General features: G+C 72.9%; 24 protein-coding genes. 14 read left to right on the top strand and 10 right to left on the bottom strand.

The features are described 5' to 3' along the window. Positions 1 to 4: 4 nt before the first annotated feature. Positions 5 to 217 (bottom strand): formate dehydrogenase, encoded by a 213-nt coding sequence (locus tag ACE3UN_RS07550; protein ID WP_374674306.1) that lies wholly within the window; start codon positions 215 to 217, stop codon positions 5 to 7. Positions 218 to 386: 169 nt separating this feature from the next. On the opposite strand from ACE3UN_RS07550, the gene ACE3UN_RS07545 reads away from it, so the two are divergent. Further along, the gene (locus tag ACE3UN_RS07545) at positions 387 to 1,751 is read left to right on the top strand and encodes a sigma-54-dependent transcriptional regulator (protein WP_374674305.1); all 1,365 of its coding nucleotides are present in this window, start codon (positions 387 to 389) and stop codon (positions 1,749 to 1,751) included. Then, on the top strand, positions 1,736 to 3,754 hold the full coding sequence (locus tag ACE3UN_RS07540; protein ID WP_374674304.1) for a cache domain-containing protein: 2,019 nt from the start codon (positions 1,736 to 1,738) through the stop codon (positions 3,752 to 3,754). Before ACE3UN_RS07545 ends, ACE3UN_RS07540 begins: the two co-directional genes overlap by 16 nt. 11 nt (positions 3,755 to 3,765) lie before the next feature. On the opposite strand, the gene ACE3UN_RS07535 is transcribed toward ACE3UN_RS07540, so the two are convergent. Next, positions 3,766 to 4,464 carry an arylesterase gene (locus tag ACE3UN_RS07535; RefSeq protein WP_374674303.1) on the bottom strand — a complete coding sequence of 233 codons (699 nt, stop codon included), beginning with the start codon at positions 4,462 to 4,464 and terminating at the stop codon, positions 3,766 to 3,768. Between ACE3UN_RS07535 and ACE3UN_RS07530 the strand changes: the two genes are divergently transcribed. After that, positions 4,463 to 5,152, top strand: coding sequence for an ABC transporter ATP-binding protein (locus tag ACE3UN_RS07530; protein WP_374674302.1), 690 nt, complete (start codon positions 4,463 to 4,465; stop codon positions 5,150 to 5,152). The genes ACE3UN_RS07535 and ACE3UN_RS07530 overlap by 2 nt on opposite strands. A 137-nt stretch (positions 5,153 to 5,289) precedes the next feature. Here ACE3UN_RS07530 and chrA read toward each other — a convergent pair whose 3' ends face one another. The 7 genes from chrA to ACE3UN_RS07495 form a co-directional block, all read right to left on the bottom strand. Further along, complete coding sequence (chrA, locus tag ACE3UN_RS07525; RefSeq protein WP_374674301.1) at positions 5,290 to 6,669, bottom strand: chromate efflux transporter; 1,380 nt, start codon at positions 6,667 to 6,669, stop codon at positions 5,290 to 5,292. Continuing rightward, positions 6,666 to 7,616: a chromate resistance protein ChrB domain-containing protein gene (locus ACE3UN_RS07520; RefSeq protein ID WP_374674300.1), complete on the bottom strand. Its 951-nt coding sequence runs from the start codon at positions 7,614 to 7,616 to the stop codon at positions 6,666 to 6,668. The genes chrA and ACE3UN_RS07520 overlap by 4 nt, the downstream gene beginning before the upstream one ends. A 158-nt stretch (positions 7,617 to 7,774) precedes the next feature. Further along, positions 7,775 to 8,572, bottom strand: coding sequence for a peptidylprolyl isomerase (locus ACE3UN_RS07515; protein WP_374674299.1), 798 nt, complete (start codon positions 8,570 to 8,572; stop codon positions 7,775 to 7,777). Between the two features lie 149 nt (positions 8,573 to 8,721). Beyond that, positions 8,722 to 8,997, bottom strand: a complete 276-nt coding sequence (locus tag ACE3UN_RS07510) for a BolA family protein (protein WP_374674298.1) — start codon at positions 8,995 to 8,997, stop codon at positions 8,722 to 8,724. After that, positions 8,994 to 9,671 (bottom strand): septation protein A, encoded by a 678-nt coding sequence (locus ACE3UN_RS07505; protein WP_374674297.1) that lies wholly within the window; start codon positions 9,669 to 9,671, stop codon positions 8,994 to 8,996. Before ACE3UN_RS07505 ends, ACE3UN_RS07510 begins: the two co-directional genes overlap by 4 nt. Positions 9,672 to 9,725: 54 nt before the next feature. Continuing rightward, positions 9,726 to 10,196 (bottom strand): peptide-methionine (R)-S-oxide reductase MsrB, encoded by a 471-nt coding sequence (msrB, locus tag ACE3UN_RS07500; protein WP_374674296.1) that lies wholly within the window; start codon positions 10,194 to 10,196, stop codon positions 9,726 to 9,728. Then, positions 10,193 to 11,716 carry a YdiU family protein gene (locus tag ACE3UN_RS07495; protein WP_374674295.1) on the bottom strand — a complete coding sequence of 508 codons (1,524 nt, stop codon included), beginning with the start codon at positions 11,714 to 11,716 and terminating at the stop codon, positions 10,193 to 10,195. Before ACE3UN_RS07495 ends, msrB begins: the two co-directional genes overlap by 4 nt. Before the next feature lie 155 nt (positions 11,717 to 11,871). Between ACE3UN_RS07495 and ACE3UN_RS07490 the strand changes: the two genes are divergently transcribed. The 6 genes from ACE3UN_RS07490 to ACE3UN_RS07465 all read left to right on the top strand — a co-directional run bounded on the left by ACE3UN_RS07490 (position 11,872) and on the right by ACE3UN_RS07465 (position 18,844). Beyond that, positions 11,872 to 13,521, top strand: a complete 1,650-nt coding sequence (locus ACE3UN_RS07490; RefSeq protein ID WP_374674294.1) for a 3-(methylthio)propionyl-CoA ligase — start codon at positions 11,872 to 11,874, stop codon at positions 13,519 to 13,521. A gap of 109 nt (positions 13,522 to 13,630) precedes the next feature. Further along, positions 13,631 to 14,872: a branched-chain amino acid ABC transporter substrate-binding protein gene (locus ACE3UN_RS07485; RefSeq protein WP_374674293.1), complete on the top strand. Its 1,242-nt coding sequence runs from the start codon at positions 13,631 to 13,633 to the stop codon at positions 14,870 to 14,872. 106 nt (positions 14,873 to 14,978) lie between these two features. Then, on the top strand, positions 14,979 to 15,932 hold the full coding sequence (locus ACE3UN_RS07480) for a branched-chain amino acid ABC transporter permease (protein ID WP_374674292.1): 954 nt from the start codon (positions 14,979 to 14,981) through the stop codon (positions 15,930 to 15,932). 4 nt (positions 15,933 to 15,936) lie between these two features. Further along, positions 15,937 to 17,292 carry a branched-chain amino acid ABC transporter permease gene (locus tag ACE3UN_RS07475; RefSeq protein ID WP_374674291.1) on the top strand — a complete coding sequence of 452 codons (1,356 nt, stop codon included), beginning with the start codon at positions 15,937 to 15,939 and terminating at the stop codon, positions 17,290 to 17,292. Beyond that, complete coding sequence (locus tag ACE3UN_RS07470; protein WP_374674290.1) at positions 17,289 to 18,092, top strand: ABC transporter ATP-binding protein; 804 nt, start codon at positions 17,289 to 17,291, stop codon at positions 18,090 to 18,092. The genes ACE3UN_RS07475 and ACE3UN_RS07470 overlap by 4 nt, the downstream gene beginning before the upstream one ends. Positions 18,093 to 18,148: 56 nt before the next feature. Beyond that, the gene (locus ACE3UN_RS07465; RefSeq protein ID WP_374674351.1) at positions 18,149 to 18,844 is read left to right on the top strand and encodes an ABC transporter ATP-binding protein; all 696 of its coding nucleotides are present in this window, start codon (positions 18,149 to 18,151) and stop codon (positions 18,842 to 18,844) included. Here ACE3UN_RS07465 and ACE3UN_RS07460 read toward each other — a convergent pair. After that, positions 18,841 to 19,884 carry a MerR family transcriptional regulator gene (locus tag ACE3UN_RS07460; protein WP_374674289.1) on the bottom strand — a complete coding sequence of 348 codons (1,044 nt, stop codon included), beginning with the start codon at positions 19,882 to 19,884 and terminating at the stop codon, positions 18,841 to 18,843. The two genes, ACE3UN_RS07465 and ACE3UN_RS07460, sit on opposite strands and share 4 nt — an antisense overlap. Before the next feature lie 108 nt (positions 19,885 to 19,992). Here ACE3UN_RS07460 and ACE3UN_RS07455 point away from each other — a divergent pair, with 108 nt between their 5' ends. From ACE3UN_RS07455 to ACE3UN_RS07435, 5 genes are read left to right on the top strand one after another with little or no spacing between them, the layout of a single operon-like run. Continuing rightward, entirely contained in the window at positions 19,993 to 21,039 is a 1,047-nt protein-coding gene (locus ACE3UN_RS07455; protein WP_374674288.1) for an NAD(P)/FAD-dependent oxidoreductase, read from the top strand. Between the two features lie 8 nt (positions 21,040 to 21,047). Beyond that, positions 21,048 to 22,652, top strand: coding sequence for a cryptochrome/photolyase family protein (locus ACE3UN_RS07450; RefSeq protein WP_374674287.1), 1,605 nt, complete (start codon positions 21,048 to 21,050; stop codon positions 22,650 to 22,652). Continuing rightward, positions 22,649 to 23,107 (top strand): hypothetical protein, encoded by a 459-nt coding sequence (locus tag ACE3UN_RS07445; protein ID WP_374674286.1) that lies wholly within the window; start codon positions 22,649 to 22,651, stop codon positions 23,105 to 23,107. The genes ACE3UN_RS07450 and ACE3UN_RS07445 overlap by 4 nt, the downstream gene beginning before the upstream one ends. Positions 23,108 to 23,118: 11 nt before the next feature. Beyond that, positions 23,119 to 24,108, top strand: coding sequence for a DUF2145 domain-containing protein (locus ACE3UN_RS07440; RefSeq protein WP_374674285.1), 990 nt, complete (start codon positions 23,119 to 23,121; stop codon positions 24,106 to 24,108). Continuing rightward, positions 24,105 to 24,728 carry a DUF1566 domain-containing protein gene (locus ACE3UN_RS07435; protein WP_374674284.1) on the top strand — a complete coding sequence of 208 codons (624 nt, stop codon included), beginning with the start codon at positions 24,105 to 24,107 and terminating at the stop codon, positions 24,726 to 24,728. The genes ACE3UN_RS07440 and ACE3UN_RS07435 overlap by 4 nt, the downstream gene beginning before the upstream one ends. The last annotated feature ends 31 nt before the right edge of the window (positions 24,729 to 24,759 follow it).

Genomic DNA, 24,759 nt, shown 5'->3' with positions numbered 1-24,759 from the left:
AGCCTCAGACCTTGGCGGTCTGGTAGTAGCGCTGGATGTGGGCGGTGAGGCGGTAGCCGGTGGCCGGCTCCGGCTGGGCCGGCTCGGCGGCCGGCTGGGGCTCGGGTTCACGCACCAGCGGCAGCGCGGCAGCCGCCGCGGCGAGGGCGCCGACGGTGCCGGCACCGGCGAACAGGCGCCGGCGCGACAGGCCGGGCGAGGAGGGTTGGTCACTCATGGCGGTGTCTCCAAATCCTGAATCGCCCCCCGGCCATGGGGGGCGACGAACCTAGTTTATTGGGGCACGAGGCACGAGCCTTGCCTATGGGTTGGAACCCGCGTGCATATCGGAGTATCCCGCCCCGAGTGCGACAAATTGTCGCGGCGCTCCCTAGAATGCGCGGCTCGTGACAACCGAGGCAATTTCGAGCGAGGCCGTGCCGGCCAGCCAATGGCATCTGGCCAGCGTGCTGGTGGTCGACGACGAGCCGGGCATGCGCAGCTTCCTGGCCAAGACGCTCGCCTCGCGGGTGGGGCTGGTGCACACGGCCGCCAGCGCGGACGAGGCCGACGGCCTGGTGCGCCGCCACCGCTACGACCTGGTCATCCTGGACGTCGCCATGCCCGGCCGCAGCGGCATCGCCTGGCTGCGCCAGCAGCGCGCCGAGGGCAACGCCTGCGAGGTGGTGCTCATCACCGCCTTCGCCGACCTGGACACGGCCATCGAGGCCCTGCGTGCCGGCGCGGCCGACTTCATTCTCAAGCCCTTTCGCGTCACGCAGATCCTCAACGCCGTGCACCACGGCCTGGAGCGGGCGCTGCTGCGCCGGGAGAACTGGCTGCTGCGCCGCACGGTGTCCCAGCGCACGCCGCCGGCCGATGGCCTGGTGGGCAGCTCCATCGCCATCCGGGGCCTGCAGGCCGCCATCGCCAAGGTGTCGGCGGTGGACAGCACGGTGCTGCTCACCGGCGAGTCGGGCACCGGCAAGGAGCTGGCGGCGCTGGCCCTGCACCGGCGCAGCCCGCGGGCCGACGGGCCGTTCGTGCCGGTCAACTGCGCCACCCTGTCGCCGGAGCTCATCGAGGCCGAGCTGTTCGGCCAGGCCTGGACGGGCCAGGGCCGGGGCGGCCGCGACGGCCTGTTCGTCTATGCCCAGGGCGGCACGCTGTTCCTGGACGAGATCGGCGAGTTGCCGCTGCCGCTGCAATCCACCCTGCTGCGGGTGCTGGAGGACCGGCGCGTGCGGCCGGTGGGCAGCGAGCAGCAGATCCCCGTGGACGTGCGCATCGTCGCCGCCACCCACCGGCCGCTGGGGCGCGAGGTGAGCGCCGGCCGGTTCCGGGCCGACCTGTACTACCGCCTGCAGGTGGTGGAGATCCACCTGCCGCCGCTGCGCTCGCACAAGGAGGACATCCCCGAGCTGGTGGAGCATTTCGTGGCCACGCTGGCCCCGCAGCTGGGCGTGCCGCCCATCGCGGTGACGGCCGACGAGCTGGCCTTCCTCGGTCAGTACGACTGGCCGGGCAACGTGCGTGAGCTGCGCAACCTCATCGAGCGCTCGCTGATCCTCGGCGCGCTCAACGTGTCGGCCCTGTACCAGCGGCCCGCGCGGGCGGCCGCGCCCGTGCCCACGGACCTGCAGACGCTGGAGAAGCAGCACATCCTGGCCGTGCTGGCCTCCGTGGACGGCGACAAGACCCGCGCGGCGCAGCTGCTGGGCATCTCGCGGCGCACGCTCGAGCGGCGCGTGGCCGAATGGGGCGTGACCTGACGCGGCCGGCCGGGCTCGCCCGCCTGGCGTTCCGCCGCTGGCCCATCCGCCGCAAGCTGCTGGCGATGGTGCTGCTGCCGCTGCTGGTGGTGCTGCCGCTGCTCGGCCTGGCGCTGCTGTGGTGGGGCAACATGGCCCTGGACCGCCTGCTCGTGACCAAGGTGCGCGCCGACCTCGCCGTGGCGCACGGGTACTTCGACCGCATGCTGGACCAGGTGGGGGCCAGCGCAGCCGCCGTGGCCGATTCGCACACCCTGGCGCAGGCGCTGCGCGGCGGCGCCACGCCGGCCGAACTGCAGGGGCTGCTGGCCCGCTGGCGCGAGCGCGAGGGGCTGGACACCGTGGAGCTGCGCACGCCCGAGGGCCGGCGCGTGGCGAGCGACTGGGCCGAGGGCGGCATGGCCTTGCCCTTCGTCGAGCCGCCGGCGGGCCGCCGGTCGGCCACCGTGGAGGTGCTGTCACCCGGCCAGCTGGCGGCACTGGCGCCGGCCCTGCGCGACCGCGTGCCCGTGCCGCTGCTGCCCACGCGCAACGCCGTGCCCACCGAGCGCCACGACGAAGACCGGGCCATGGTGGCGCTGGCCAGCGCGCCGGTGCGCGACGACACCGGCCGCCTGCTGGGCCACGTGCAGGCGGGCCTGCTGCTCAACCGCAACCTGCCCTTCATCGACCGCCTCAACGACATCGTCTACCCCGAGGGCTCGCTGCCCTGGGGCAGCGTGGGCACGGCCACCCTGTTCCTGGACGACGTGCGCATCTCCACCAACGTGCGCCTGTTCGGCGGTGAGGGCCGCGAGCGCGCCATCGGCACCCGCGTGTCGGCCACGGTCCGCCAGGCGGTGCTGGGCCAGGGGGCCACCTGGCTGGACCGTGCGTTCGTGGTGAGCGACTGGTACGTGAGCGGCTACGAGCCCATCGCGGACCACACCGGGCGGCGCGTGGGCATGCTGTACGTGGGCTTCCTGGAGCGGCCCTTCACCTGGCTGAAGTACGCGGTGCTGGCCAGCATCGGCCTGCTGTTCTTCGCGGTGATGGTGGCCGCCAGCGTGGTGTCGCTGCGCTGGGCGCGCGCCATCTTCAAGCCGCTGGAGCAGATGAGCCGCACCATGCAGCGGGTGGAAGCCGGCGACGCGGCGGCGCGGGTGGGCCCGGTGGCCAGCCGCGACGAGATCGGCGAGCTCGCCGCCCACTTCGACCACCTGCTCGACACGCAGGCCGAACAGACCGAGGCGCTGCGGCGCTGGAACGCCGAGCTCGACGCCAAGGTGGCCGAGCGCACGCGCGAGCTGCAGGCGGCGCAGCGGCAGCTGGTGCGCGCGGAGAAGCTCGCCGCGGTGGGCCAGCTGACGGCGGGCGTGGCGCACGAGGTGAACAACCCCATCGCCGTGATCCAGGGCAACCTGGATCTGGTGCGTGAGCTGCTGGGCCCGGCGGCCGCGCCAGTGTCTGGCGAACTCAAGCTCATCGACGAGCAGATCGAGCGCATGCGGCTGATCGTGACGCAGCTGCTGCAGTTCGCCCGCCCCACCGAGTACGCCGGCTACGTGGAGTCGCTGGCGCCTGCGGCGCTGCTGGAGGCCAGCCTGGTGCTGGTGGCGCCGCTGCTGGCCAAGGCCGGCATCGCCGTGACACGCGATTTCCGTGCGGCAGGCACCGTGGCCATGAACCGGCACGAGCTGCAGCAGGTGCTGGTCAACCTGCTCGTCAACGCCCTGCAGGCCATGCCCGACGGCGGCGAGCTGCACCTGTGCACGCGCGACTGGCCCGATGGCGGCGGGGTGGACCTGGTGGTGGCCGACACCGGCCCGGGCCTGCCCGACGAGCTGCGTGCGCAGCTGTTCCAGCCCTTCGTCACGCGCAAGCCCGATGGCACGGGCCTGGGCCTGTGGATCAGCCAGAGCCTGGTCGAGCGCTACGGCGGCGAGATCCGCGCGGCCAACCGCCCCGGCGGCGGCGCCGAGATCACGGTGGCGCTGCGCGCCGACGTGCCCCCGGTGGGCTGACGGCGTTCCCGTCAGCGCGCGCCGAGCAGCGGCCGCAGCACCGGCCACACGTTGTCCAGCATCACCGGGTGGGCCCTGGCCAGCGGGTGGATGCGGTCGGGCTGGAACCAGGCGTCGGCCTCGGGCCGGTCGGCCACGCCGGCCAGCAGGAAGGGCACGAGCGCCGTCTTCTCCGCGCGCGCCACGTCGGCGAAGCTGCGCGCGAAGTCCTCGTTGTACTGGCGGCCGTAGTTGGGCGGCACCTGCATGCCCACCAGCAGCACGCGGGCCCCGGCCTCGCGCGCGGCACGTGCCATGGCGGCCAGGTGCTCGCGCGTCTGCGCCAGCGGCAGCCCGCGCAGGGCGTCGTTGCCGCCGAGTTCGATGACCACGACCGCGGGCGCGTGGGCCTTGAGCAGCGCCGGCAGCCGTGCGCGGCCGCCGGCCGTGGTGTCGCCGCTGATGCTGGCATTCACCACCTCGTGTGGCAGCTTCTCGCGCTGCAGGCGCGCCGCCAGCAGGGCCACCCAGCCGGTGCCGCGGGCCAGGCCGTACTCGGCCGACAGGCTGTCGCCCACCACCAGCAGCTTGGGCGCGGCGGCGCGCGCGGGCGGGGCGGTGCCCGCGGTGAGCGCGGCACCCAGCCCGATGCCCAGCGCCAGCAGGCGCCGCCGCGAGCCGCTACAGTCGCCAGCGCCGGCGATCCTGCCTGCTGCCCACCATTTCTGCATGTCCGAACCCATCATCTGCGTTGAGCACCTCACCAAGCGGGTGAGCGATTCCACCGGCACGCTGACGATTCTCCACGACATCTCCTTCACCCTGCGGCCGCAGGAGTCGGCGGCCATCGTGGGCGCGTCCGGCTCGGGCAAGAGCACGCTGCTGGCGCTGATGGCCGGCCTGGACGTGCCCAGCGAGGGGCGGGTGCTGATCGAGGGCGAGGACCTGTTCGCGCTCGGCGAGGACGCGCGGGCGGCCCTGCGCGCCCGCAAGCTCGGCTTCGTGTTCCAGAGCTTCCAGCTGCTGGCCAATCGCACCGCGCTGGAGAACGTGATGCTGCCGCTGGAGCTGGCCGGCCGGCGCGATGCGCGCGCCCTGGCCACCGAGATGCTGGGCCGCGTCGGCCTGGGACAGCGGCTGGGCCACTACCCGCGCGTGCTCTCCGGCGGCGAGCAGCAGCGGGTGGCCCTGGCGCGGGCCTTCGTGGTGCGGCCGCGGCTGCTGCTGGCCGACGAGCCCACCGGCAGCCTCGATTTCGCCACCGGAGAGACCGTGATGCAGCTGATGATGGAGCTCAACCGCGAGGCCGGCACCACGCTGGTCATGGTGACGCACGACCGCGCGCTGGCCGAGCGCTGCGAGCGCCAGCTGCACATCGAGGCCGGGCGGCTGCTTGACGCAGCCGCCCGTGGCGGCTAACGCCTGCTCCCCCAGCCCCCTCCGGGAGGGGGCTCCAGCACGTTTGGCGGCACCCTCCAGCCTCCCTCCGGGAGGGAGGCTCCAGCCAGTTGGACGAAGACGTAGCCCGGCGCGGGCGCGCCGCGACGGCCGCCGACTCAGCCGGCGAGGCGGGGCGCGATGGCCAGGCTCCAGGCGAGGCCTGCCAGCGCGGCGCCCGCGATGACGGGGATGACGCCGGCCTTGAAACGGAACAGGGCGATGGCCGCGCCCACCCCGATCACGGCGGCCGCCCACTCGAAGCGGCCGGCCCAGCCCTGCGGCCACAGCACGTGCCAGGCGAAGAACACGGCGAGGTTCACGATCACCCCCACCACGGCGGCGGTGATGCCGGTGAGCGGCGCCGTGAAGCGCAGCTGGCCGTGGGTGGTCTCGATGAAGGGCGCCCCCAGCAGGATGAACAGGAACGAGGGCAGGAAGGTGAAGAAGGTCACCACCGTGGCCGCCACCGCGCCCGCCAGCAGGGTGTGCTCGGGACCGAACAGCGCCTGGTTCCAGCCGCCCACGAAGCCCACGAAGGCCACCACCATGATCAGCGGGCCGGGGGTGGTTTCGCCGAGCGCCAGCCCGTCGATCATCTGGGTGGCGGTCAGCCACTGGTAGTGGTCCACCGCGCCCTGGTACACGTAGGGCAGCACCGCGTAGGCGCCGCCGAAGGTGAGCAGGGCGGCCTTGGTGAAGAACCAGCCCATCTGGGTGAGCGTGCCCTGCCAGCCGTACACGGCGACCAGCCCGCCCAGGACGAGGACCCACAGGCCGAGGAACAGCACCAGCACGCGCCAGAAGCGGCCCCAGCGGAAGCGCGCATGCGGCGGCACGGGGGTGTGGTCGTCGATCACCGCGGGGCCGGCGCTGGCGTGCTTTCCGCCGTGGCCGCCGCCGGCACGGAAGTGCTGCGGCGCGAGCCGCCCGCCCAGGGCGCCGGCCAGGCCGGCGGCCAGCACGATGAGCGGGAACGGCACGTCGAGCGCGAAGATCGCCACGAAGGCGGCCGACGCGATGGCCCACAGCCAGGCATTGCGCAGGGTGCGCGAGCCGACGCGCCAGGCCGCATGCACCACCAGCGCCGTGACGGCCGGCTTGATGCCGTAGAACAGGCCGGCCACCGCGGGCACCTGGCCCCAGGCCATGTACACCCACGACAGCGCGATCAGGATGAACAGCGAGGGCAGCACGAACAGGCCGCCGGCGACCACGCCGCCCCAGGACCGGTGCATGAGCCAGCCGATGTAGGTGGCCAGCTGCTGCGCCTCGGGCCCGGGCAGCACCATGCAGTAGTTCAGCGCGTGCAGGAAGCGGCCCTCGGAGATCCAGCGCTTGCGCTCGACCAGCTCCTCGTGCATGAGCGCGATCTGGCCCGCCGGCCCGCCGAAGCTGATGAAACCCAGGCGCCACCAGTAGCGCAGTGCCTCGCCGAAGCTGGGCGGGGGCGGGGGCGCGGGCGGGGCAGTGTCGGGCAGGGCGGCCGGGTCGGTCATCGGGGGGGCTCCAGGGCAGCGTGCAGGGTGTCGAACAGGGGCAGGGCGGCGGCCAGCAGGGTGTCGTCGTCGGCATGGCGGGCGTGCAGGCCGCGCACCATCAGCTCGACGCCGGCGGCCTCGTCCTGCGGGGCGCCGGCACCGGTGTCCAGGCAGCGCACGATGGCGCCCAGCCGGGCGATGGCCGGCTCGTCCGCCAGGCCGAAGCTGGCGGCGACCACCTCGAAGCTCACCCGCTCGCCCACATGGGTGAAGCGCGCCCCGTCGAAATCGAAGCCCAGGGCATCGGGCGGGCAATCGGCGGGGCGGTCCAGCCACAGGAAGCGTGCCTCGGGGTCGACCCGGCGCTGGATCAGCCAGGCGGTGGCCAGCCGGTCCACCCAGGGCCGGCGCCGGGTGGCCCAACGCCGGCCCTGGTGATCCGCCCGCGCCAGGCGCGGCATGGGTGTCGCCGGCTCGCCCGTGGGCTCGCCGGGGCTGTGCCGCCGGTCGATCTCCTGCTGCAGCGCCTCCAGGCCGGCGTCGGCCTTGGCGGCGGCATGGCCGGGGAAGAAGTCGATCGCCCGCAGCTCCGCCACCTGGCGCGACAGCGTGCGCCACAGGCGCCGCGCCTCCGTGGCGCCCAGCTCGGGCAGCTGCTGGCGCGCATCGCGCAGGGCCTGGTGCAGCACCGCATAGGCGTCGGTGCGGTCCACCAGGGAACGGAAGACGGTGTCCTGCGCCGCGTCCACGGGCTGCACGGACAGCAGGTGGGCGGTGGCGCCATGGCCCGTGACCGTGGCCGCCAGCTCGCGCAGCACCGCCGCGCCCGGCGCGTGCGCGGGCAGCAGGTACACGCCGTCGCGCAGGGTGCCCGCCCCGGTGGCCTTCAGCGCACGCCACACCCGCACACGCAAGGCGCTCGGGTGGGTGGGCAGGGTGGCGGCGAGGACAAGCCAGTCGGTCATGTAGCAGTCATCACGAACAGCGATGGATGATACATGCGGTCCCGGCTGGCGCCGCGGCGTCGCGCGCGTCCCCCCAGAAACGCACACGGCGCCCAGAAGGCGCCGTGCGGGAGGGTGAGCCGCGCCCCGGTGGACAGGCGCGTGGGCTCAGCGGCCGGTCATTCGGCCATGAACTGGTAGTTGTTCGTCTTGGCCGCCTTCTTCAGGCTCTCCTGGTACTTCTGCACCTTCATCTGCTCCACGCGGGCCATCAGCTGCGGCTTCACCTCGTCGAACGCCGGGAAGCTGGCTTCACGGGTGTCGTCGAGCTTGATGATGTGGAAGCCGAACTGGCTCTTGACCGGGGTCTCGGTCATCTCGCCCTTCTTCAGCTTGGTCATGGCGCCGCTGAACTCGGGCACGTAGTTGTCGGCCTTGGCGAAATCGAGGTCGCCGCCGTTCTCGGCCGAGCCGGTGTCCTTGGAGTGCTTCTTGGCCAGGTCCTCGAACTTGGCGCCGCCCTTGATCTCGGCGATCAGCTTCTTCGCCTCGTCTTCGGATTCCACCAGGATGTGGCGGGCGCGGTATTCGGTGCCGCTCTGGGCGGCCTTGAACTGGTCGTACTCCGCCTTGGCCTCCGCCTCGGTGGCGGGGTTCTTCTTCTTGAAGTCCTCGAACAGCTCGCGGATCAGCACGCTCTGGCGCAGCAGTTCCATCTGTTCCTTGTAGGCGGCCGACGCGGCGATGCCGCGCTTCTCGGCTTCCTGCACGAAGATCTCGCGCATGACGACCTCGTCGCGCGCGCGCTGCTGCAACTCGGGCGTCACCGGCTGGCCGCCGCGGGTGGCCTGCTTGAGCAGGGCGTCGACGCGGGACTTGGGAACGGCCTTGCCGTTGACCACGGCCACGTTCTGCGCGTGCACGGCCAGCGGCAGCAGCAGGGCAGCGGCCAGGGCAGCGGAGGATTTCAGCTTCATGCGTGTCGCCTTCGTAGGGTCGCTCGTGACGAGGGTGTCAGCGATGGACGAGAGGTTGAGAAAGGGGAGAGTATGACCTGACGCCCAGGGTGTGCGGCAGGCGGCCCACGGTGGGAGCGACGCCCGGCGGGGGAGCCGGCGCCGCGCCATCAGGGCTCGGCAGGCGCGCGTGCGTCGATCGCCAGCGCGTGGATGCCCTGGGGCATCAAGGTGCTCAAGGCATCATACACGAGGCGATGGCGCGCCACGCGCCCCAGCCCGGCGAAGCGCGCGCTGACGATGCGCACGCTCAGGTGGCTGCCTTCGCGCGCGCCCGCGTGGCCGGCGTGGGCCGCGCTGTCGTCGTTCACCTGCAGCTCCTCGGGCTGCAGGCGCTCGCGCAGGCAGGCCTCCACGGCGGCGGCGCTGACGTGCGGCCGGCTCATCGGTCCACCCCCTTGGCGCCGGCGCCGGGCGCGGTGTCCGACGGTGCCGGCGCGGCGTCGTCGCGCGTCAGGTAGCGGCCCAGGTACAGCCCCTGGCCGATCACGAAGGCGAACATCAGGCCGGTGGTGCCGAAGACCTTGAAGTTGACCCACGTGCTGGTCTCGAAGTGGTAGGCCACCCACAGGTTGAGCAGGCCCATGCAGCCGAAGAACAGCACCCACGCGAGGTTGAGCCGGCGCCAGACGGCCTCGGGCAGCACCAGCTGCTCGCCCATCAGCGTCTTGAGCAGGCTCTTGCCGAACAGCGCCTGGCTGGCCCAGAACACCAGGCCGAAGCTCCAGTACAGGCCGCTGGGCTTCCACTTGATGAAGGTGTCGTTGTGGAACCAGACCGTCAGGCTGCCCAGCACGACCACCAGCGCCAGGCTCACCCACAGCATCACGTCCACCTTGCGGCCGCGCAGCTTGAGCCAGGCCACCTGGCCCAGCGTGGCGAGGATGACCACCAGCGTGGACAGCAGGACCGGCGCCTCGCGCGTGCCCACCACGCCGCCCGAGACCAGGGCGCCGAAGTACTCGGTGGCGAACGCGGCGGCCTCTTCGGGGCGACCCTCCGCCACCCGGAAGGTGGCGAAGAACAGCACGAGCGGCAGGAAGTCGAACAGCAGCTTCATGGGGAATCGGTGGCCTTCGGGGGCGAGGCCCGGGTGCTCGAGCGACGCGGGAGTCTACCCGCGCGCCCCGGCGTCTGCCTCCGCCCCGGGCGGGGCGGCGTCCTCGTCGAAGCGGATGGCGGCCGAATTGATGCAGAAGCGCTCGCCGGTGGGCGCCGGGCCGTCGTCGAACACATGGCCGAGGTGCGAGCCGCAGCGCGCGCAGCGCACCTCCACGCGGGTCATGCCGTGGGAGGTGTCGACCACGCGTTCGATGCGCCCGTCGTCCACGGCCTGCCAGTAGCTGGGCCAGCCGCAGCCGGCGTCGAACTTGGTCGCGGACTCGAACAGCACCTCGCCGCAGCCGACGCAGCGGTAGACGCCGTCCTGCCAGTGGTCCCAGAAGCGGCCGGTGAAGGCGCGCTCGGTGGCGGCCTGGCGCGCGACGGCGTACTCGGTCGGCGAGAGCTGGGCGCGCCACTCGGCGTCGGTCTTGCGCACCGGGTAGCGCGGGTCGTCGATGGGATGGGGGGTGTCGTGCTTCATGAGGAACAGCTCACTTCGATGTGGCGCGCCCAGTCGGGCGGGAAGCCGGCGTCGGCCTCGTGCTCGGGCTGCTCGTCGAACGGACGCTGCAGCACCCCGAGCAGGCGCATGGTCTCGGCGAAATCGCCCTGCTCGGCGCGTTCGATGGCGGCCTGGGCCAGGTGGTTGCGCAGCACGAACTTGGGGTTCGCCCGGCGCATGCGGGCGGCGCGGTCGTTGTCCTGGCTGGCCTCGCGGGCGAGGCGGGCGGCGTAGCGGCCGGACCAGGCGTCGAAGGCGTCGCGGTCGATGAACAGGTTGCGCACGCCGCCGCTGGCGTGGGGCTCGGCGGGCTGCCAGTCGCACAGCCGCCGGTGGGCGATGGTGTAGTCCACGCGCTCGGACGCCAGCAGGCGCTGCCAGTCGTCGATGAGCGCGGCGTCGTCGGGCTCGGCCTGCGCCAGCCCGAGCTTGGCCCGCATGTGGCCGGTCATCGCCTGGCTGAACGTGGCGGGGTAGGGCGACAGGGCGTCGTGGAGGGCGTCCACGTCGTCGTCCACCAGCGGCGCGAGGGCCTGGGCCAGGGCGTGCAGGTTCCACCACGCCACCTGCGGCTGCGCGGCAAAGGCGTAGCGGCCGCGCTCGTCCGAGTGGTTGCAGATGTGGCCGGGGTCGAAGCCGTCGAGGAAGCCGAAGGGGCCGTAGTCGATGGTCAGGCCCAGGATGGACATGTTGTCCGTGTTCATAACGCCGTGGGCAAAGCCCACCGCCTGCCAGTGCGCCATGAGCCGCGCGGTGCGCTCGGTGACGGCGCGCAGCATCGCCAGCACCGGCCGCTCGGCCTGGGCACAGGCGGGGTAGTGGTGGGCGATGACGTGGTCGGCCAGCGCGCGCAGCTCGTCGGGCAGCCCGTGGTGGGCGAAGTGCTCGAAGTGGCCGAAGCGGATGAAGCTCGGCGCCCCCGGGGTGGCGACGGCCGCCGTCTCGATGCGCTCGCGCCGCACTGGCAGGGCCGACCCGGTGACGCACAGGGCGCGTGTGGTGGGCACCCCCAGGTGGTGCATGGCCTCCGAGCAGAGGAATTCCCGGATGGACGAACGCAGCACCGCCCGGCCGTCGCCCATGCGCGAGTAGGGCGTGCGGCCGCCGCCCTTGAGCTGCAGTTCCTGCGGGCCGGCGGGAGTGTCCAGCTCGCCCAGCCACAGCGCCCGGCCGTCGCCCAGCTGGCCGGCCCACACGCCGAACTGGTGGCCGCTGTAGACGGACGCCAGCGGCCGCATGCCCGGCCAGAGCGCACGGCCGCTGAACACGTCCAGCGCCGGCGGCGCGCCGGGCCCGGGGAAGCCGGGCTCGCGCCAGCCGGCCGGCCAGCCCAGGGCCGCCGCGCAGTCGTCGCTCCAGGCCACCCAGTGCGGCTCGGGCAGTCCGGCCGGCGACATCTCGGTGAAGAACGCCGGGCCCAGCGTGGCGAAGCGGTGCGTCCAGGGCAGCGCCGCAGGGGCGGCGGCCGTGGCGGGCGGGGCGAGCGGGCGCGCGGTCATCCACGGCAGTGTAGGAAGCGGCGCGCATCGTGTGGGCGGCGGGGTCTTGTGGCCGCCGCGGGCCGACCCTGCGGCGCCTTGACGCGGTCGGGACAGACACCGCCGCGGCCGGTTCTAAGATGCGGGTCGACCTTTTAACCTGCAGGAGACACCCCATGACCGCTCTGGCCGGCCAGATGATGCACATGCCGCTGCTGATCTCGTCGCTGATCCGCCATGCCGCCCGCCACAGCGCCGACACCGAGATCGTGTCCAAGCGCGTCGAGGGCGACGTGCACCGGACCACCTGGGCGCAGGTGGAGAAGCGCTCGCGCCAGGTGGCGCAGGCCCTGGCCCGGCTGGGCTGCGGCCTGGGCGACCGGGTCGGCACGCTGGCCTGGAACGGCTACCGCCACCTGGAGCTGTACTACGGCGCCTCCGGCTCGGGCCTGGTGCTGCACACCATCAACCCGCGGCTGTTCCCGGAGCAGATCGCCTGGATCGCCAACGACGCGCAGGACCAGGTGCTCTTCTTCGACCTGACCTTCCTGCCGCTGATCGAGAAGCTGGCACCGGCGATGGGCTCGGTGCGGCACTTCGTGCTGATGAGCGACCGCGCGCACATGCCGGCGCAGACCGCCATCCCCGGCCTGCTGTGCTACGAGGAGCTGGTGGACGCCGAGGACGGCGCCTACGACTGGCCGGTGCTCGACGAGAACAGCGCGTCCAGCATCTGCTACACGTCCGGCACCACGGGCCACCCCAAGGGCGCCGTGTACAGCCACCGCTCCACCGTGCTGCACGCCTATGGCTCGGCGCTGCCCGACGCCATGGACTGCTCGGCCCGCGACGTGATCCTGCCGGTGGTGCCCATGTTCCACGTCAACGCCTGGGGCCTGCCCTATTCCGGCGCCCTGGTGGGGGCGAAGCTGGTGTTCCCCGGCCCGCACCTGGACGGCAAGTCGCTGTACGAGCTGTTCGAGGCGGAGCAGGTGACCTTCTCGGCCGGCGTGCCCACCGTCTGGCTGGGCCTGATCACCCACATGAAGGCGCAGGGGCTCAAGTTCAGCAGCTTCAAGCGCACGGTGATCGGCGGCTCGGCCTGCCCGCCCGCGATGATGAAGACGCTGCAGGAGGACTTCGGCGTGGAGGTCATCCACGCCTGGGGCATGACCGAGCTGAGCCCGCTGGGCACCCTGTCCAAGCTCAAGAGCAAGCACGACAGCCTGCCGCACGACGCGCAGCAGCGCCTGCTGGAAAAGCAGGGGCGGGTCATCTACGGCATCGACATGGCCATCATCGACGACGCCGGGCGGTCCCTGCCCTGGGACGGCCAAGCCTCCGGCAACCTCGTGGTGCGCGGCCCGTGGGTGATCGGCAGCTACTTCGGCCGGCCGGAATCCCCCCTGGTCAGCGTGGACGGCGAGCCCGGCTGGTTCCCCACCGGCGACGTGGCCACGATCGACGCCGACGGCTTCATGCAGATCACCGACCGCAGCAAGGACGTGATCAAGTCCGGCGGCGAATGGATCAGCTCCATCGACCTGGAGAACATCGCCATGGCGCATCCCGGCATCCACGAAGCCGCCGCCATCGCGTGCCGGCACCCCAAGTGGGACGAGCGGCCCCTGCTGGTGGTGGTGCTCAAGCCGGGCGTCACGCTCACGCGAGAGGACGTGCTGGGCTTCTTCGAGGGCAAGATCGCCAAGTGGCAGGTGCCCGACGACGTGGTGTTCGTGCCGGAGATCCCGCACACGGCCACCGGCAAGGTGCAGAAGCTCAAGCTGCGCGACCAGTTCAAGGACCACCAGCTGCCGGCCGCCTGAAGGCGCCTGTCCCGCCCGCGACAGGGCGGTTCGGGGAACTCCTGAAGCCGCCTGATGCGATTCGCCGCTACCGTGCGGCCACGCTGCACCGCACACAAGGAGACTCCCCATGGCAACGCGTCGTTCCTGGACCCTGACGAGCCTGACGATGGGCGCCGCCCTGCTGCTGCACGGCGGCCTGGCCTTCGCCCAGGCGGGCGAGACGGTGAAGATCGCCTTCATCGACCCGCAGTCGGGGCCGTTCGCCAACATCGGGCAGAACATCCTGCGCACCTTCCAGCTGGCCGCCGAGCGCTCCAGCGCGAAGACCGGCGTGAAGTACGAGGTGACCGCGTTCGACAACAAGGCGTCCCCCCAGGAGACGCTGAACGTGCTGAAGGCCGCCATCGACCAGGGCTACCGCTACGTGGCCCAGGGCAACGGCTCCGGCGCCGCGGCGGCCCTGATCGACGCGATCAACAAGCACAACGAGCGCAACCCGGGCAAGGAGGTGGTGTTCTTCAACTACGCCGCCGTCGACCCCGAGCTGACCAACGCCAAGTGCAGCTTCTGGCACTTCCGCTTCGACGCCGACACTTCCATGAAGATGGAGGCCATGGTCACCGCCATGACCGAGGATCCGTCGGTCAAGAAGGTGTACGTGATCGGCCAGAACTACGCCCACGGCCACCAGGTGGCGCAGTACACGAAGGAAATCATCAAGCGCAAGGCGCCCAACGTCCAGGTGGTGGGCGACGAACTGCACCCGATCGGCCAGGTGAAGGACTTCGCGCCCTACATCGCCAAGATCAAGCAGAGCGGCGCCGACACGGTGGTCACCGGCAACTGGGGCCAGGACCTGTCGCTGCTGATCAAGGCCGCCAAGGACGCCGGCCTGGACGCCAAGTGGTACACCTACTACGCGGGCGCCCAGGGCACGCCCACCGCCATCGGCAACGCGCTGTCGGGCAAGATCACCAGCATGTACGGCTCGTACAGCAACCTGCCGGGCGACTACACCGCCTTCCGCGACGCCTTCAAGGCCAAGTACAAGCAGGACTTCTCCACGTCCACCGTGCTGCACGTGTTCGCGGTGCTGGACGCGGCCATCGCCAAGGCGAAGTCCACCGATCCGGTGAAGGTGGCGCGGGCCATGGAAGGGCTCACCGTGCGCAGCTACGCCGGCGAGGTCACCATGCGCGCGGCCGACCACCAGCTGCAGCAGCCGCTGTTCTTCGCCACCTGGCAGAAGACCGACGCGAAGAACCCGTACAACGTGGAGGACACGGGCAACACCTTCGCGCTGACCAAGATGTACCCCTCGTACGTGTCCAGCACGCCCACGTCCTGCCAGATGAAGCGCCCGTCCTGACGGTCGCTGCGCCGCTGCCGGCACGCCGAAGGGCCCGCACGCCGCTGGCGAACGGGCCCTTTTTTCCGCCCCGCGCGGCCCCTTCCTCCTCCTTCCGCCTGCCCCCATGACGCTCGAGGCGCTCACCATCTCGCTGCTCAACGGCATCAGCTACGGGCTGCTGCTGTTCATGCTCAGCTCCGGCCTGACGCTCATCTTCAGCATGATGGGCGTGCTCAACTTCGCGCACGCCAGCTTCTACATGGTGGGCGCCTACCTGGGCTACACCTTCTCGCGCTGGGTGGGCTTCTGGCCGGCGCTGGTGCTGGCGCCGCTGGCGGTGGGCGTGCTGGGGGCGCTGTTCGAGCGTTTCGCGCTGCGCCGCGTGCACAAGTTCGGCCATGTGCCGGAGCTGCTCATCACCTTCGGCCTGAGCTTCGTCATCCTCGAGCTGGTGCAGCTGGTGTGGGGGCGCGCGGCCGTGCCCTACGCGCTGCCGGCCCAGCTGGAGGGGCCGCTGTTCACCCTGTTCGGCACGCAGTTCCCGCGCTCGCGCGGCTTCATCATGCTGATGGCGCTGCTCATGCTGCTGGGCCTGTGGCTGCTGCTCACGCGCACCCGGGTGGGCCTGGTGATCCAGGCGGCCCTGACGCACCCGGACATGGTGGAGGCCCTGGGCCACAACGTGCCCCGCGTGTTCATGCTGGTCTTCGGCGGCGGCGCGGCGCTGGCCGGGCTGGCCGGCGTGATCGGCGGCAACACCTACGTCACCGAGCCGGGCATGGCCGCCGCGGTGGGCGCCATCGTGTTCGTGGTGGTGGTGGTCGGCGGCATGGGCTCGCTGGCGGGGGCCTTCCTGGCCTCGCTGCTGATTGGCGTGCTGCAGAGCCTGGCGGTGGCGCTCGACCACTCGGCGCTCGACCTGCTGGCCTGGATGGGCACGCCCGCGGATGCAGGCACCTTCGGCTACGCCCTGCTCAAGCTCAAGATCTCGCAGGTGGCGCCCATCCTGCCGTTCCTCCTGCTGGTGCTGATGCTGGTGTTCCGCCCGCGCGGCCTCATGGGCACGCGCGAAGGTTGATTCCATGAAGACCCTGTCTGACCAACCCGCGGGCGCGCTCGGCGGCCGGGCCGCCCCCGCCGCGCCGCCGGCGCGCGCCACCTACGAGTGGAAGCCCCACGACGTCGGCCGGTGGCTCGTGTGGGGCGGCTTCGCCCTGCTGCTGGCCGTGGCGCCCAGGCTGTTCACCAGCGGCCTGTCGCTGACGCTGCTCTCGCAGATCGGCTACATGGTCATCATCTGCCTCAGCTACAACCTGCTGCTCGGCCAGGGCGGCATGCTGAGCTTCGGCCATGCGGTGTACACGGGGCTGGGGGCGTTCTTCGCCGTGCACGCGATGAACCTCGCCAGCGCGGGCTCGCTGCCCATCCCGCTGCCGCTGATCCCGCTGGTGGGCGGCCTCGCCGGCCTGGGCGTGGCGGCGCTGCTGGGCTACCCGTCCACCAAGAAGGCCGGCACGCCCTTCGCCATGATCACGCTGGGTGTGGGCGAGCTGGTGGCGGCCATGTCGCTGATGTTCCCCGAGTTCTTCGGCGGCGAGGGCGGCATCAGCGCCAACCGGGTCTACGACACCCAGCTCTTCGGCTGGACCTTCGGGCCGTCGATCCAGGTGTACTACCTGATCGCGTTCTACTGCTTCGTGTGCACGGCGGCCATGTTCGCCTTCACGCGCACGCCGCTGGGCCGCATGCTCAACGCCGTGCGCGACAACCCGGAGCGTGTGGAGTTCATCGGCTACGACACGCGCAAGGTGCGCTACCTGGCCTTCATGATCGCGGGCTTCTTCGCGGGCATCGGCGGCTCGTTCGTGGCGATCAACTTCGAGATCGTCACGGCCGAGACGGTCAGCGCCATCCGCTCGGGCGGCTACCTGCTGTTCACCTTCCTCGGCGGCGCCACCTTCTTCTTCGGGCCGATCATCGGCGCGGTGCTGCTGGTGCTGTCCTCGGTGCTGCTGTCCGAGATCACGCCGGCCTGGCAGATCTACCTGGGCTTCGTCTTCCTGTTCATGGTGATGTACGCGCCGGGCGGCGTGGCCAGCCTCATCATGATGAACCTGCACGTGGCGGCCTTCGGCCGGCTGGGCCGGCTGTGGACGGCCTACCTGGCGCTCGGCGGCGCGGGGGCGGTGCTGCTGGCGGCGCTGGCGGCGGTGGTGGAGATCGTCTACCAGCTGCAGCTCGACAGCTCCGGCGAGGGGGGCGTGAAGTTCTTCGGCACCGTGCTCGACCTGCAGCACACCGACACCTGGGTGGGCATTGCGTTCGTCGCGGCCACCGGCCTGGTGCTGTTCGAGCTGGCCCGCCGGCGTTTCGTCCACGAATGGGGCGAGGCGCAGTCGGAGATCGAGAAGGAAATCAAGCGCCGGGAGTCGATGTGAACCCATCCCCTTCGCCCAGCGGCGCGGCGCCGGCCATCGAGCTGCGCGGCGTCACCAAGAGCTTCGGCCGCACGGAGATCATCCGCGGGGTGAACCTGTCCGTGCAGGCCGGCGAGCGCGTGGCCATCATCGGCCCCAACGGCGCCGGCAAGTCCACGCTGTTCAACCTCATCAGCGGCCGCTTCGGGCCCACCCGCGGCGACATCCTGCTGCATGGCCGGCCCATCCAGGGCATGACGCCGTTCGAGATCAACCGCGCCGGGCTGTCGCGCAGCTTCCAGGTGAGCAACCTGTTCGGCCGCCTGTCGGTGTTCGAGAACATCCGCTGCGCCCTGCTGTGGGCCATGGGCCACCGCTACGAATTCTGGAAGTTCCTGGCCAACCTGCGCGACGTGAACGAGCGCACCGAGCAGGTGCTGGAGATGATCCACCTGGAGCGCAAGCGCGACCACCTCGCCATGAACCTCACCTACGCCGAGCAGCGGGCCCTGGAGGTGGGCCTCACCATCGCCGGCGGCTCCAGCGTCATCCTGCTGGACGAGCCGACGGCGGGCATGAGCAAGAGCGAGACGAGCCGCTTCGTGCAGCTCATCCGCGAAGTGACCGTGGGCCGCACCCTGCTCACGGTGGAGCACGACATGGGCGTGGTGTTCGGCCTGGCCGACCGCATCGCCGTGCTGGTGTACGGGGAGGTGCTCGCCTTCGACACGCCCGACCGCGTGCGGTCCAACGCGCGCGTGCAGGAGGCCTACCTCGGCTCGGTGCTCGCGCATGCGCAGGCGGCGGAGGCCCAGGCATGAGCGTCACCTCGCTGCACGAGGCCGCCAGCGCGGCTGCGGGCCCAGCGGCCGGGGCGCTGCTGCAGGTGGACAACCTGCATGCCTACTACGGCAAGAGCCACGTGCTGCATGGCGTGCGCATGGGCGTGGGCGAGGGCGAGATCGTCAGCCTGCTGGGCCGCAACGGCTCCGGCCGCTCCACCACCGTCAAGGCCATCATGGGCCTGGTGGACGCCACCGGCTCGGTGCGCTGGCGCGGCCAGGAGCTGGTGGGCCGCAAGGCCTTCGAGATCGCCCACCTGGGCCTGGGCTACGTGCCCGAGAACCGCGACATCTTCCCCAAGCTCACGGTGCACCAGAACCTGCTGCTCGGGCAGAAGAGTGCGCGCCGCCGCGGGCGCTGGGACTTCGACGACATGTACGCCATGTTCCCGCGGCTGAAGGAGCGCCAGCACACCGAGGCGGGCGTGCTCTCCGGCGGCGAGCAGCAGATGCTCACCCTGTGCCGCACCCTGATGGGCGACCCCGACCTCATCATGATCGACGAGCCCACCGAAGGGCTGGCGCCCAAGATCGTGGAGCTGGTGGCCGACTACCTGCGCGAGCTCAAGCGCCGGGGCATCTCGGTGCTGCTGGTCGAGCAGAAGCTCACCATCGCGCTGGAGGTGTCCGAGCGCTGCCTCGTCATGGGGCATGGCCAGATCGTGTTCGAGGGCACGCCCGAGTCGCTGAAGGCCGACGCCTACATCCGCAAGGAGTGGCTGGAGGTCTAGCCGGCGCCGGCGCGCGGCAGCACCAGGCCCTCGTGCACCGCGAGGCGCTCCAGCGCGTCCTCGAACAGCGCGCGCGCCAGGCCGGCGGTGCGCTGCAGGTCCCGGTGCACGGCCGCATCGGCCGCGTCGCGTTGCGCACACCCGCCGCTGTAGGCCTCGAAGTGCGACAGCTGCATCAGCAGGTCGGCCACGTGCCGCGGGCATTCGCACGCCATGGTGGGTGACAGCGCGGCGATGTCCGTCAGCGTCAGGTCGTCGTAGCGGCGCGGCGGCGGGGCGTCCGGCCCGCCCGGCCCCTCGGCGCGGGCGGCGGCCGCAGGCAGCCCGGCCGGCTCGGCCTCGGCCAGCGCCGCGTTCCACTGCGCCAGGCAGGCCGCCAGGGCCTCGTCGTCCTGCGGCTGGCGGCACAGCCACAGCCCCGCTGCGCGGGCCGCCGCCAGCGCGCTGCGCTCGGCGTAGCCGTACACCACCGCCAGCTGCGGTGCCCCCCAGGCAGAGGCCGCCCGCTGCAGCTGGGCCAGCTCCTCGTGCCGCAGGGTGGCCAGCGAGGCCAGGAACAGGGCCGGCGCGTCGGCCGGAGGATGGGCCGGCGGGTCGTCCGCCGGTGCGTCGCGCAGCACCAAGGCCGGCAGCAGGCCCGGAGCCGCCCGCTGCAGCCGCCGGGCCAGGGCGCGCCCGACCACCACCCAGGCGGGACGGGCCGGCCGCGGCCCGGCCTGTGGGCGGTGCCCGGGCGGCAACTGCGCGGCACGGGCGCTCGCATGCGTGCTGGCCACCGCCTGCAGGCCGTCGGCGTCCAGGTGCACCAGCGAGCCGATGGCGTGGCCCAGCTGGGTCAGGCGGCGCAAGGTCGCCAGGCGCTGGACATCGGCCGTGCTGTAGAGCCGGTGGCCGGCCGCCGTGCTCGTGCCGTCGCCCAGGCCGTAGCGCCGTTCCCAGACGCGCAAGGTGGTGACCGGCATGCCCACCATGCGGGCGACGGCACCGCTGCGGTACACCGGGCGGTCGGGGGAGGGGAGCGACGGGGATGACGTGACCACGGGTTGACTCGTAATGTGGCGGTGAAACGCTCGGGCAATGGCACTTCTCGGGCCAGGTGACTCGGATTTGCCTACAGTCCGTCGCATGTGTGCATCGGGAGTTTCCTCATGAGTCGCCCGCGCGTGGCCGTCGTGGGGACCGGCATGGCGGGGGCTGCCTGCGCGGCCCGGCTGGCCCGGGCCGACGTCGAGGTGGTGCTGTTCGACAAGGCGCGGGGCGTGGGCGGCCGGCTGGCCACGCGGCGCGTCGTGCTGCCCGGGCCGGATGGCACCGACCAGGAGGTGGCGTTCGACCACGGTGCGCCCTTTTTCACCGCCCGGTCGCCCGGCTTCGCCGCTGCCGTGGACGAGGCCGCCGGCGCCGGCTGGCTGGTGCCATGGTCCCCGCGCTGGGCGCCGGACAGCTTCCAGCCACTGGAGCAGGAGGCGGCCTGGCTCGCGCAGCCGCGCATGACACGCTGGTGCGCGCAGCTGTGCGCCGGGGTGCCGGTGCACCTGAACGCCCAGGTCGTGCAGCTGGTGCGCCGGGGCGGGCGATGGGCCGTCCATGCGGATGCGCCGGTGGGCGTGGTGGACGGCTTCACCCACGTGGTGGTGGCCGTGCCGCCCGCGCAGGCCGCGCCGTGGCTGCTGGAGCACCGGCCCGACTGGGCGCACGAGGCGCGCCACTGGGCGCTGCAGCCCTGCTGGACCTGGCTGGGCGTGGCCGAGCACACCCCGGAGGCGCCGGCCTGGGACGTGTGCCGGCCCCCGCGCGGCCCCCTGGCCTGGCTGCTGCGCCAGGACACCCGGCCCGGCCGCGCGGCCCCTCCGGGATGGACACCCTGGGTGGCGCACGCCACCGCCGAATGGAGCCGCTTGTGGCTGGAGGCTGCGCCCGAGGCGGTGGAGGCGGCGCTGCGTCCCGCCGTGCAGGCGCTGCTGGGCGAGGGCGTGCGCTGGCGCGGCAGCTGGGTGCACCGCTGGCGGTATGCCCAGTCGGCGCGCAGCGTCGCCGCCCAGCCGGCCCCCTGGTGCGACGACGCCCTCGGGTTGGCCGTGGCCGGCGACTACCTCGGCGGCGGCGGCGTGGAGGGCGCCTGGCGCTCCGGCCAGGCGGTGGCCGAGCACTGGCTCGCCACGCTGGCGGGCGACGCGGGCCGCCCGGGGGCGTGAGGCACCTGGTGCTGGTCCTGGGGGACCAGCTCGATCTCGATGCCTCGGCCTTCGACGGCTTCGACCCGGCGCAGGACCGCGTGTGGATGGCCGAGGTGGCGGAGGAATCCACCCACGTGTGGTCGAGCCAGCCGCGCATCGCCCTGTTCCTGGCCGCGATGCGGCATTTCGCGGCCGAGGTGCAGGCCGCCGGCCGGCCCCTGGACTACCGCCGGCTCGGCGATCCGGGCAACCGCGGCAGCCTGGCCGGCGAGCTGGCAGCGGCCATCGAGCGCTGGCGGCCCGCCGCGCTGGTGATGACGGCGCCCGGCGATGCGCGGGTGCTCGCGTCGCTGCGGCGCGTGGCGCAGGCGGCCGGCCTGCCGCTGGACCTGCGGGACGACCGCCACTTCTTCGGCACCGTGCGCGACTTCGCCGCCCATGCACGCGGCCGCCGCACCCTGCGCATGGAGACCTTCTACCGGGGCATGCGCCAGCGCCACCAGGTGCTGATGGACGGCGGCCAGCCCGCGGGCGGGCGCTGGAACTTCGACGCCGACAACCGCGCGGGCTTTCCACGCAGCGGGCCAGCGGAGGTGCCCGCGCCCAGCCGCTTCCCGCCCGATGCGCTGACCCGCGAGGTGATCGCCGAGGTGCGTGCGCGCTTCGCCCACCACCCGGGCTGCCTGGACGACTTCGCCTGGCCCGTCACCCGCGGCCAGGCGCGTCAGGCGCTGCACCACTTCGTCGGCCAGCGCCTGCCCGGCTTCGGCCGCTGGCAGGACGCGCTGTGGCCCGGCGAACCCTGGCTCTGGCATGCCCACCTGTCGGCCGCCATGAACCTGAAGCTGCTGGGGGCGCGCGAGGTGGTGGCGGCCGCGGAGCAGGCCTGGCGTGCGGGTGCGGTGCCGCTGGCCAGCGCGGAGGGCTTCATCCGCCAGGTGCTGGGCTGGCGCGAGTACGTGCGCGGCATCTACTGGACGCAGATGCCCGGCTACCTGGAGCACAACGCGCTGGGTGCGCACGGGCCGCTGCCGGCCTTCTACTGGACCGGCGACACGCCCATGGCCTGCCTGGCCGACGCCATCGGCCAGACCCTGCGCCACGGCTATGCCCACCACATCCAGCGCCTGATGGTGACGGGCCTGTACGCGCTGCTGCTCGGCGTCGACCCCCAGGCCGTGCATGCCTGGTACCTGGCGGTCTACGTGGACGCGGTGGAGTGGGTGGAACTGCCGAACACGCTGGGCATGAGCCAGGCGGCGGACGGCGGCCTGATGGCCAGCAAGCCCTACGTGGCCAGCGGCCGCTACATCGAGCGCATGAGCGGCGGCAGCCTGTGTGCGCGCTGCCGGTTCCGGCCCGGCGAGCGGCTGGGCGAGCGCGCCTGCCCCTTCACCACGCTGTACTGGGATTTCCTGGACCGGCACGAGGCCCGGCTGGCGGCCAACCCGCGCACCGCCATGCAGGTGCGCCATCTGGCGGCGCTGTCGGACGATGAGCGCATGCGCATCCGCGAGCGGGCCGCCGCATGGCGTGCGGCGGGCGGGCAGCCGCCCGCCTGGCCGCCGGCGGGCATGGCCGGCGCAGCGGCGCCAGGGCGCCCCGCGGTTCAGGCATCATCCGGCGGATGAACCGCCTTGCATTCCTCCTGCTGGCCGGCGCCTGTGCCCTGGCCGCTCCGCTGGCCGCCCAGGCCGCCAGCTCCGCGTCCTCCCTGGCCTCCGAGAGCCTCACCGCCTCCAGCGGCAGCATCTCCGACTCGCTGGAAGGCTCCAGCGAGAGCTCCAGCCGCCCTGCGCGCCGCGCCGAGGGCAACTACCGCGTCACGCGCGTGGCCGCGGCCGCCGGCCGGGCCGGCTACGCCCGCCTGACGCTCGTCCCGGCGGCCGGCCAGGACGAAGGCTTCGACCTCGTGCTGCCGGCGGCCACGGCGGACGCCGCGGGCCTCGCCGCGGGGCAGGTGGTGCGGGCCCAGCCGCAGCCCTACGGCATCCGCTTCGCGCGCGCCGACCGCACCGAGCCGTTCTTCCTGGCGCTGGACGACGCCTGGCACCGCGAACTCGCCGCCCACCCCGTCACGCTCTGAGGCGGCGCGGCATGGCGGGCCCGATCCTGGCGCCGGCCCGGCACGGGCTGGCGGCGCTGCTGCTGGCTGGCATGGCGGCCGCCGCGCCGGCCGGCACGCTGCGCTACTGCGACCGCGGCAGCGCCATGACGGCCGCGCAGCAGGACCAGGCGCTGCAGCTGGCGGCCCGGCTGAAGCAGGAGCTCGACGCGGCCGGCGAGCCGGTGGCGCTGGTCTCGCGCTCCGGCCTGAACCTCGCCTGGCTCGGCCTGCGCTTCACGCACGCCGGGCTGGCCCTGCGTGACAGCCCGCGCGGGCCCTGGGCAGTGCGCCAGCTGTACTTCGACTGCGACGCCGCCGTGCCCCGCCTGTTCGACCAGGGCATGGCGGGCTTCGTGCTGGGCACGGACGACCGGCAAGCGCGGCATGTGTCGGTGGTGTTCCTGCCCCCCGCAGCGAGCGCGCCACTGGCCCGGCTGGCCGGCAGCGCGCCCGGCGCCCTGGCCGTGCTGGCCGCCGACTACAGCGCCAACGCCTACGCCTGGGGCCTGCGCTACCAGAACTGCAACCAGTGGGTCGCCGAGCTGCTGGGCCTGGCCTGGGGCGAACTGCCGCTGCAGCCGCCGCCCGGCGCGCATGCCTCGGCGCCGCCGCTGCGCCGGCAGGCGCAGGATTGGCTGCGCCGGGCCGGCTACGCGCCCATGGTGTTCGACGTGTTTCCCCCGCTGCGCCTGGCCGCCGCGGCCGTGCCCTGGCTGCACGAGGACGACCACCCGGGCGAGGACCGCGCGCGCAGCCAGTACCGGGTGAGCATGCCCGATGCCCTGGAGGCGTTCGTGCGCCGCCGCTGGCCCGAGGCGCGGCGGGTGGAGGTGTGCCACGCGGGCGACCGGCTGGTCGTCCGCCGCGGCTGGGACCCGATCGCCGATGGCTGCATGCCGGCGCCGGGCGACGAGCTGAGGTCGCTGGGGGGGGAAACGGCCGGCACCCAGGCGGGAACCCCCGCGGGAGACGCCAGTTGAACCCTGTCGGATGCTGCCGCGCCGCGGTGGAGGCGGGCCTGCTTGCCCTGGCGATGCTGGGGTGCGCCGCGGCGGCGGCGGCGCCGCGCCCGGCCCCGGCGTCCTCGGCGGCGTCGGCGGCGTCAGCGCCCGCCGGCGCCCTGCTGCAGGCGCAGGGCGCCGTGGTGCACCAGCCGGCGGCCCGGCTGGTGTGGGCGCGCTGCGTGGAAGGCATGCGCTGGGACGGCCGCAGCTGCACGGGCGCCGCGCGGCGCGTGGACCTGGCAGGCGCGCAGCAGCTGGCCGCCGAGCGCCGGCGCGCCGAGGGCGGCGACTGGCGCCTGCCGCGCGTGCCCGAGCTGCAGCGCCTGGCCAGCTTCGCGCGGCGCCAGCCGGCGCAGGCCCGCCTGCTGTTTCCCGCCGCGCCGGGCGGGCCGCTGTGGACGGCGACGGCGCGTGTCGACACGCGCTCGGTGAACCCCTACAACTACGGCAACATCGCCGCCGGCCGCAGCGCGGAGTCCAGCGGGCAGGACGCCGCGCTGTTCGGCTGGGCGGTGGACGCCTTCACGGGCGACGCCGACAGCGACGTGCCGAGGGCCACGCACCTGCCGGTGCGGCTGGTGCGCAGCGGCGGCTGAGCGGCGCGCGGACCGGGCGCGCGCGCCGGCC

The organism is Ideonella sp. (genome assembly GCF_041918995.1).
Taxonomy (GTDB): Bacteria; Pseudomonadota; Gammaproteobacteria; order Burkholderiales; family Burkholderiaceae_C; genus Ideonella.
This window is presented reverse-complemented; position numbering and strand designations above follow the sequence as displayed.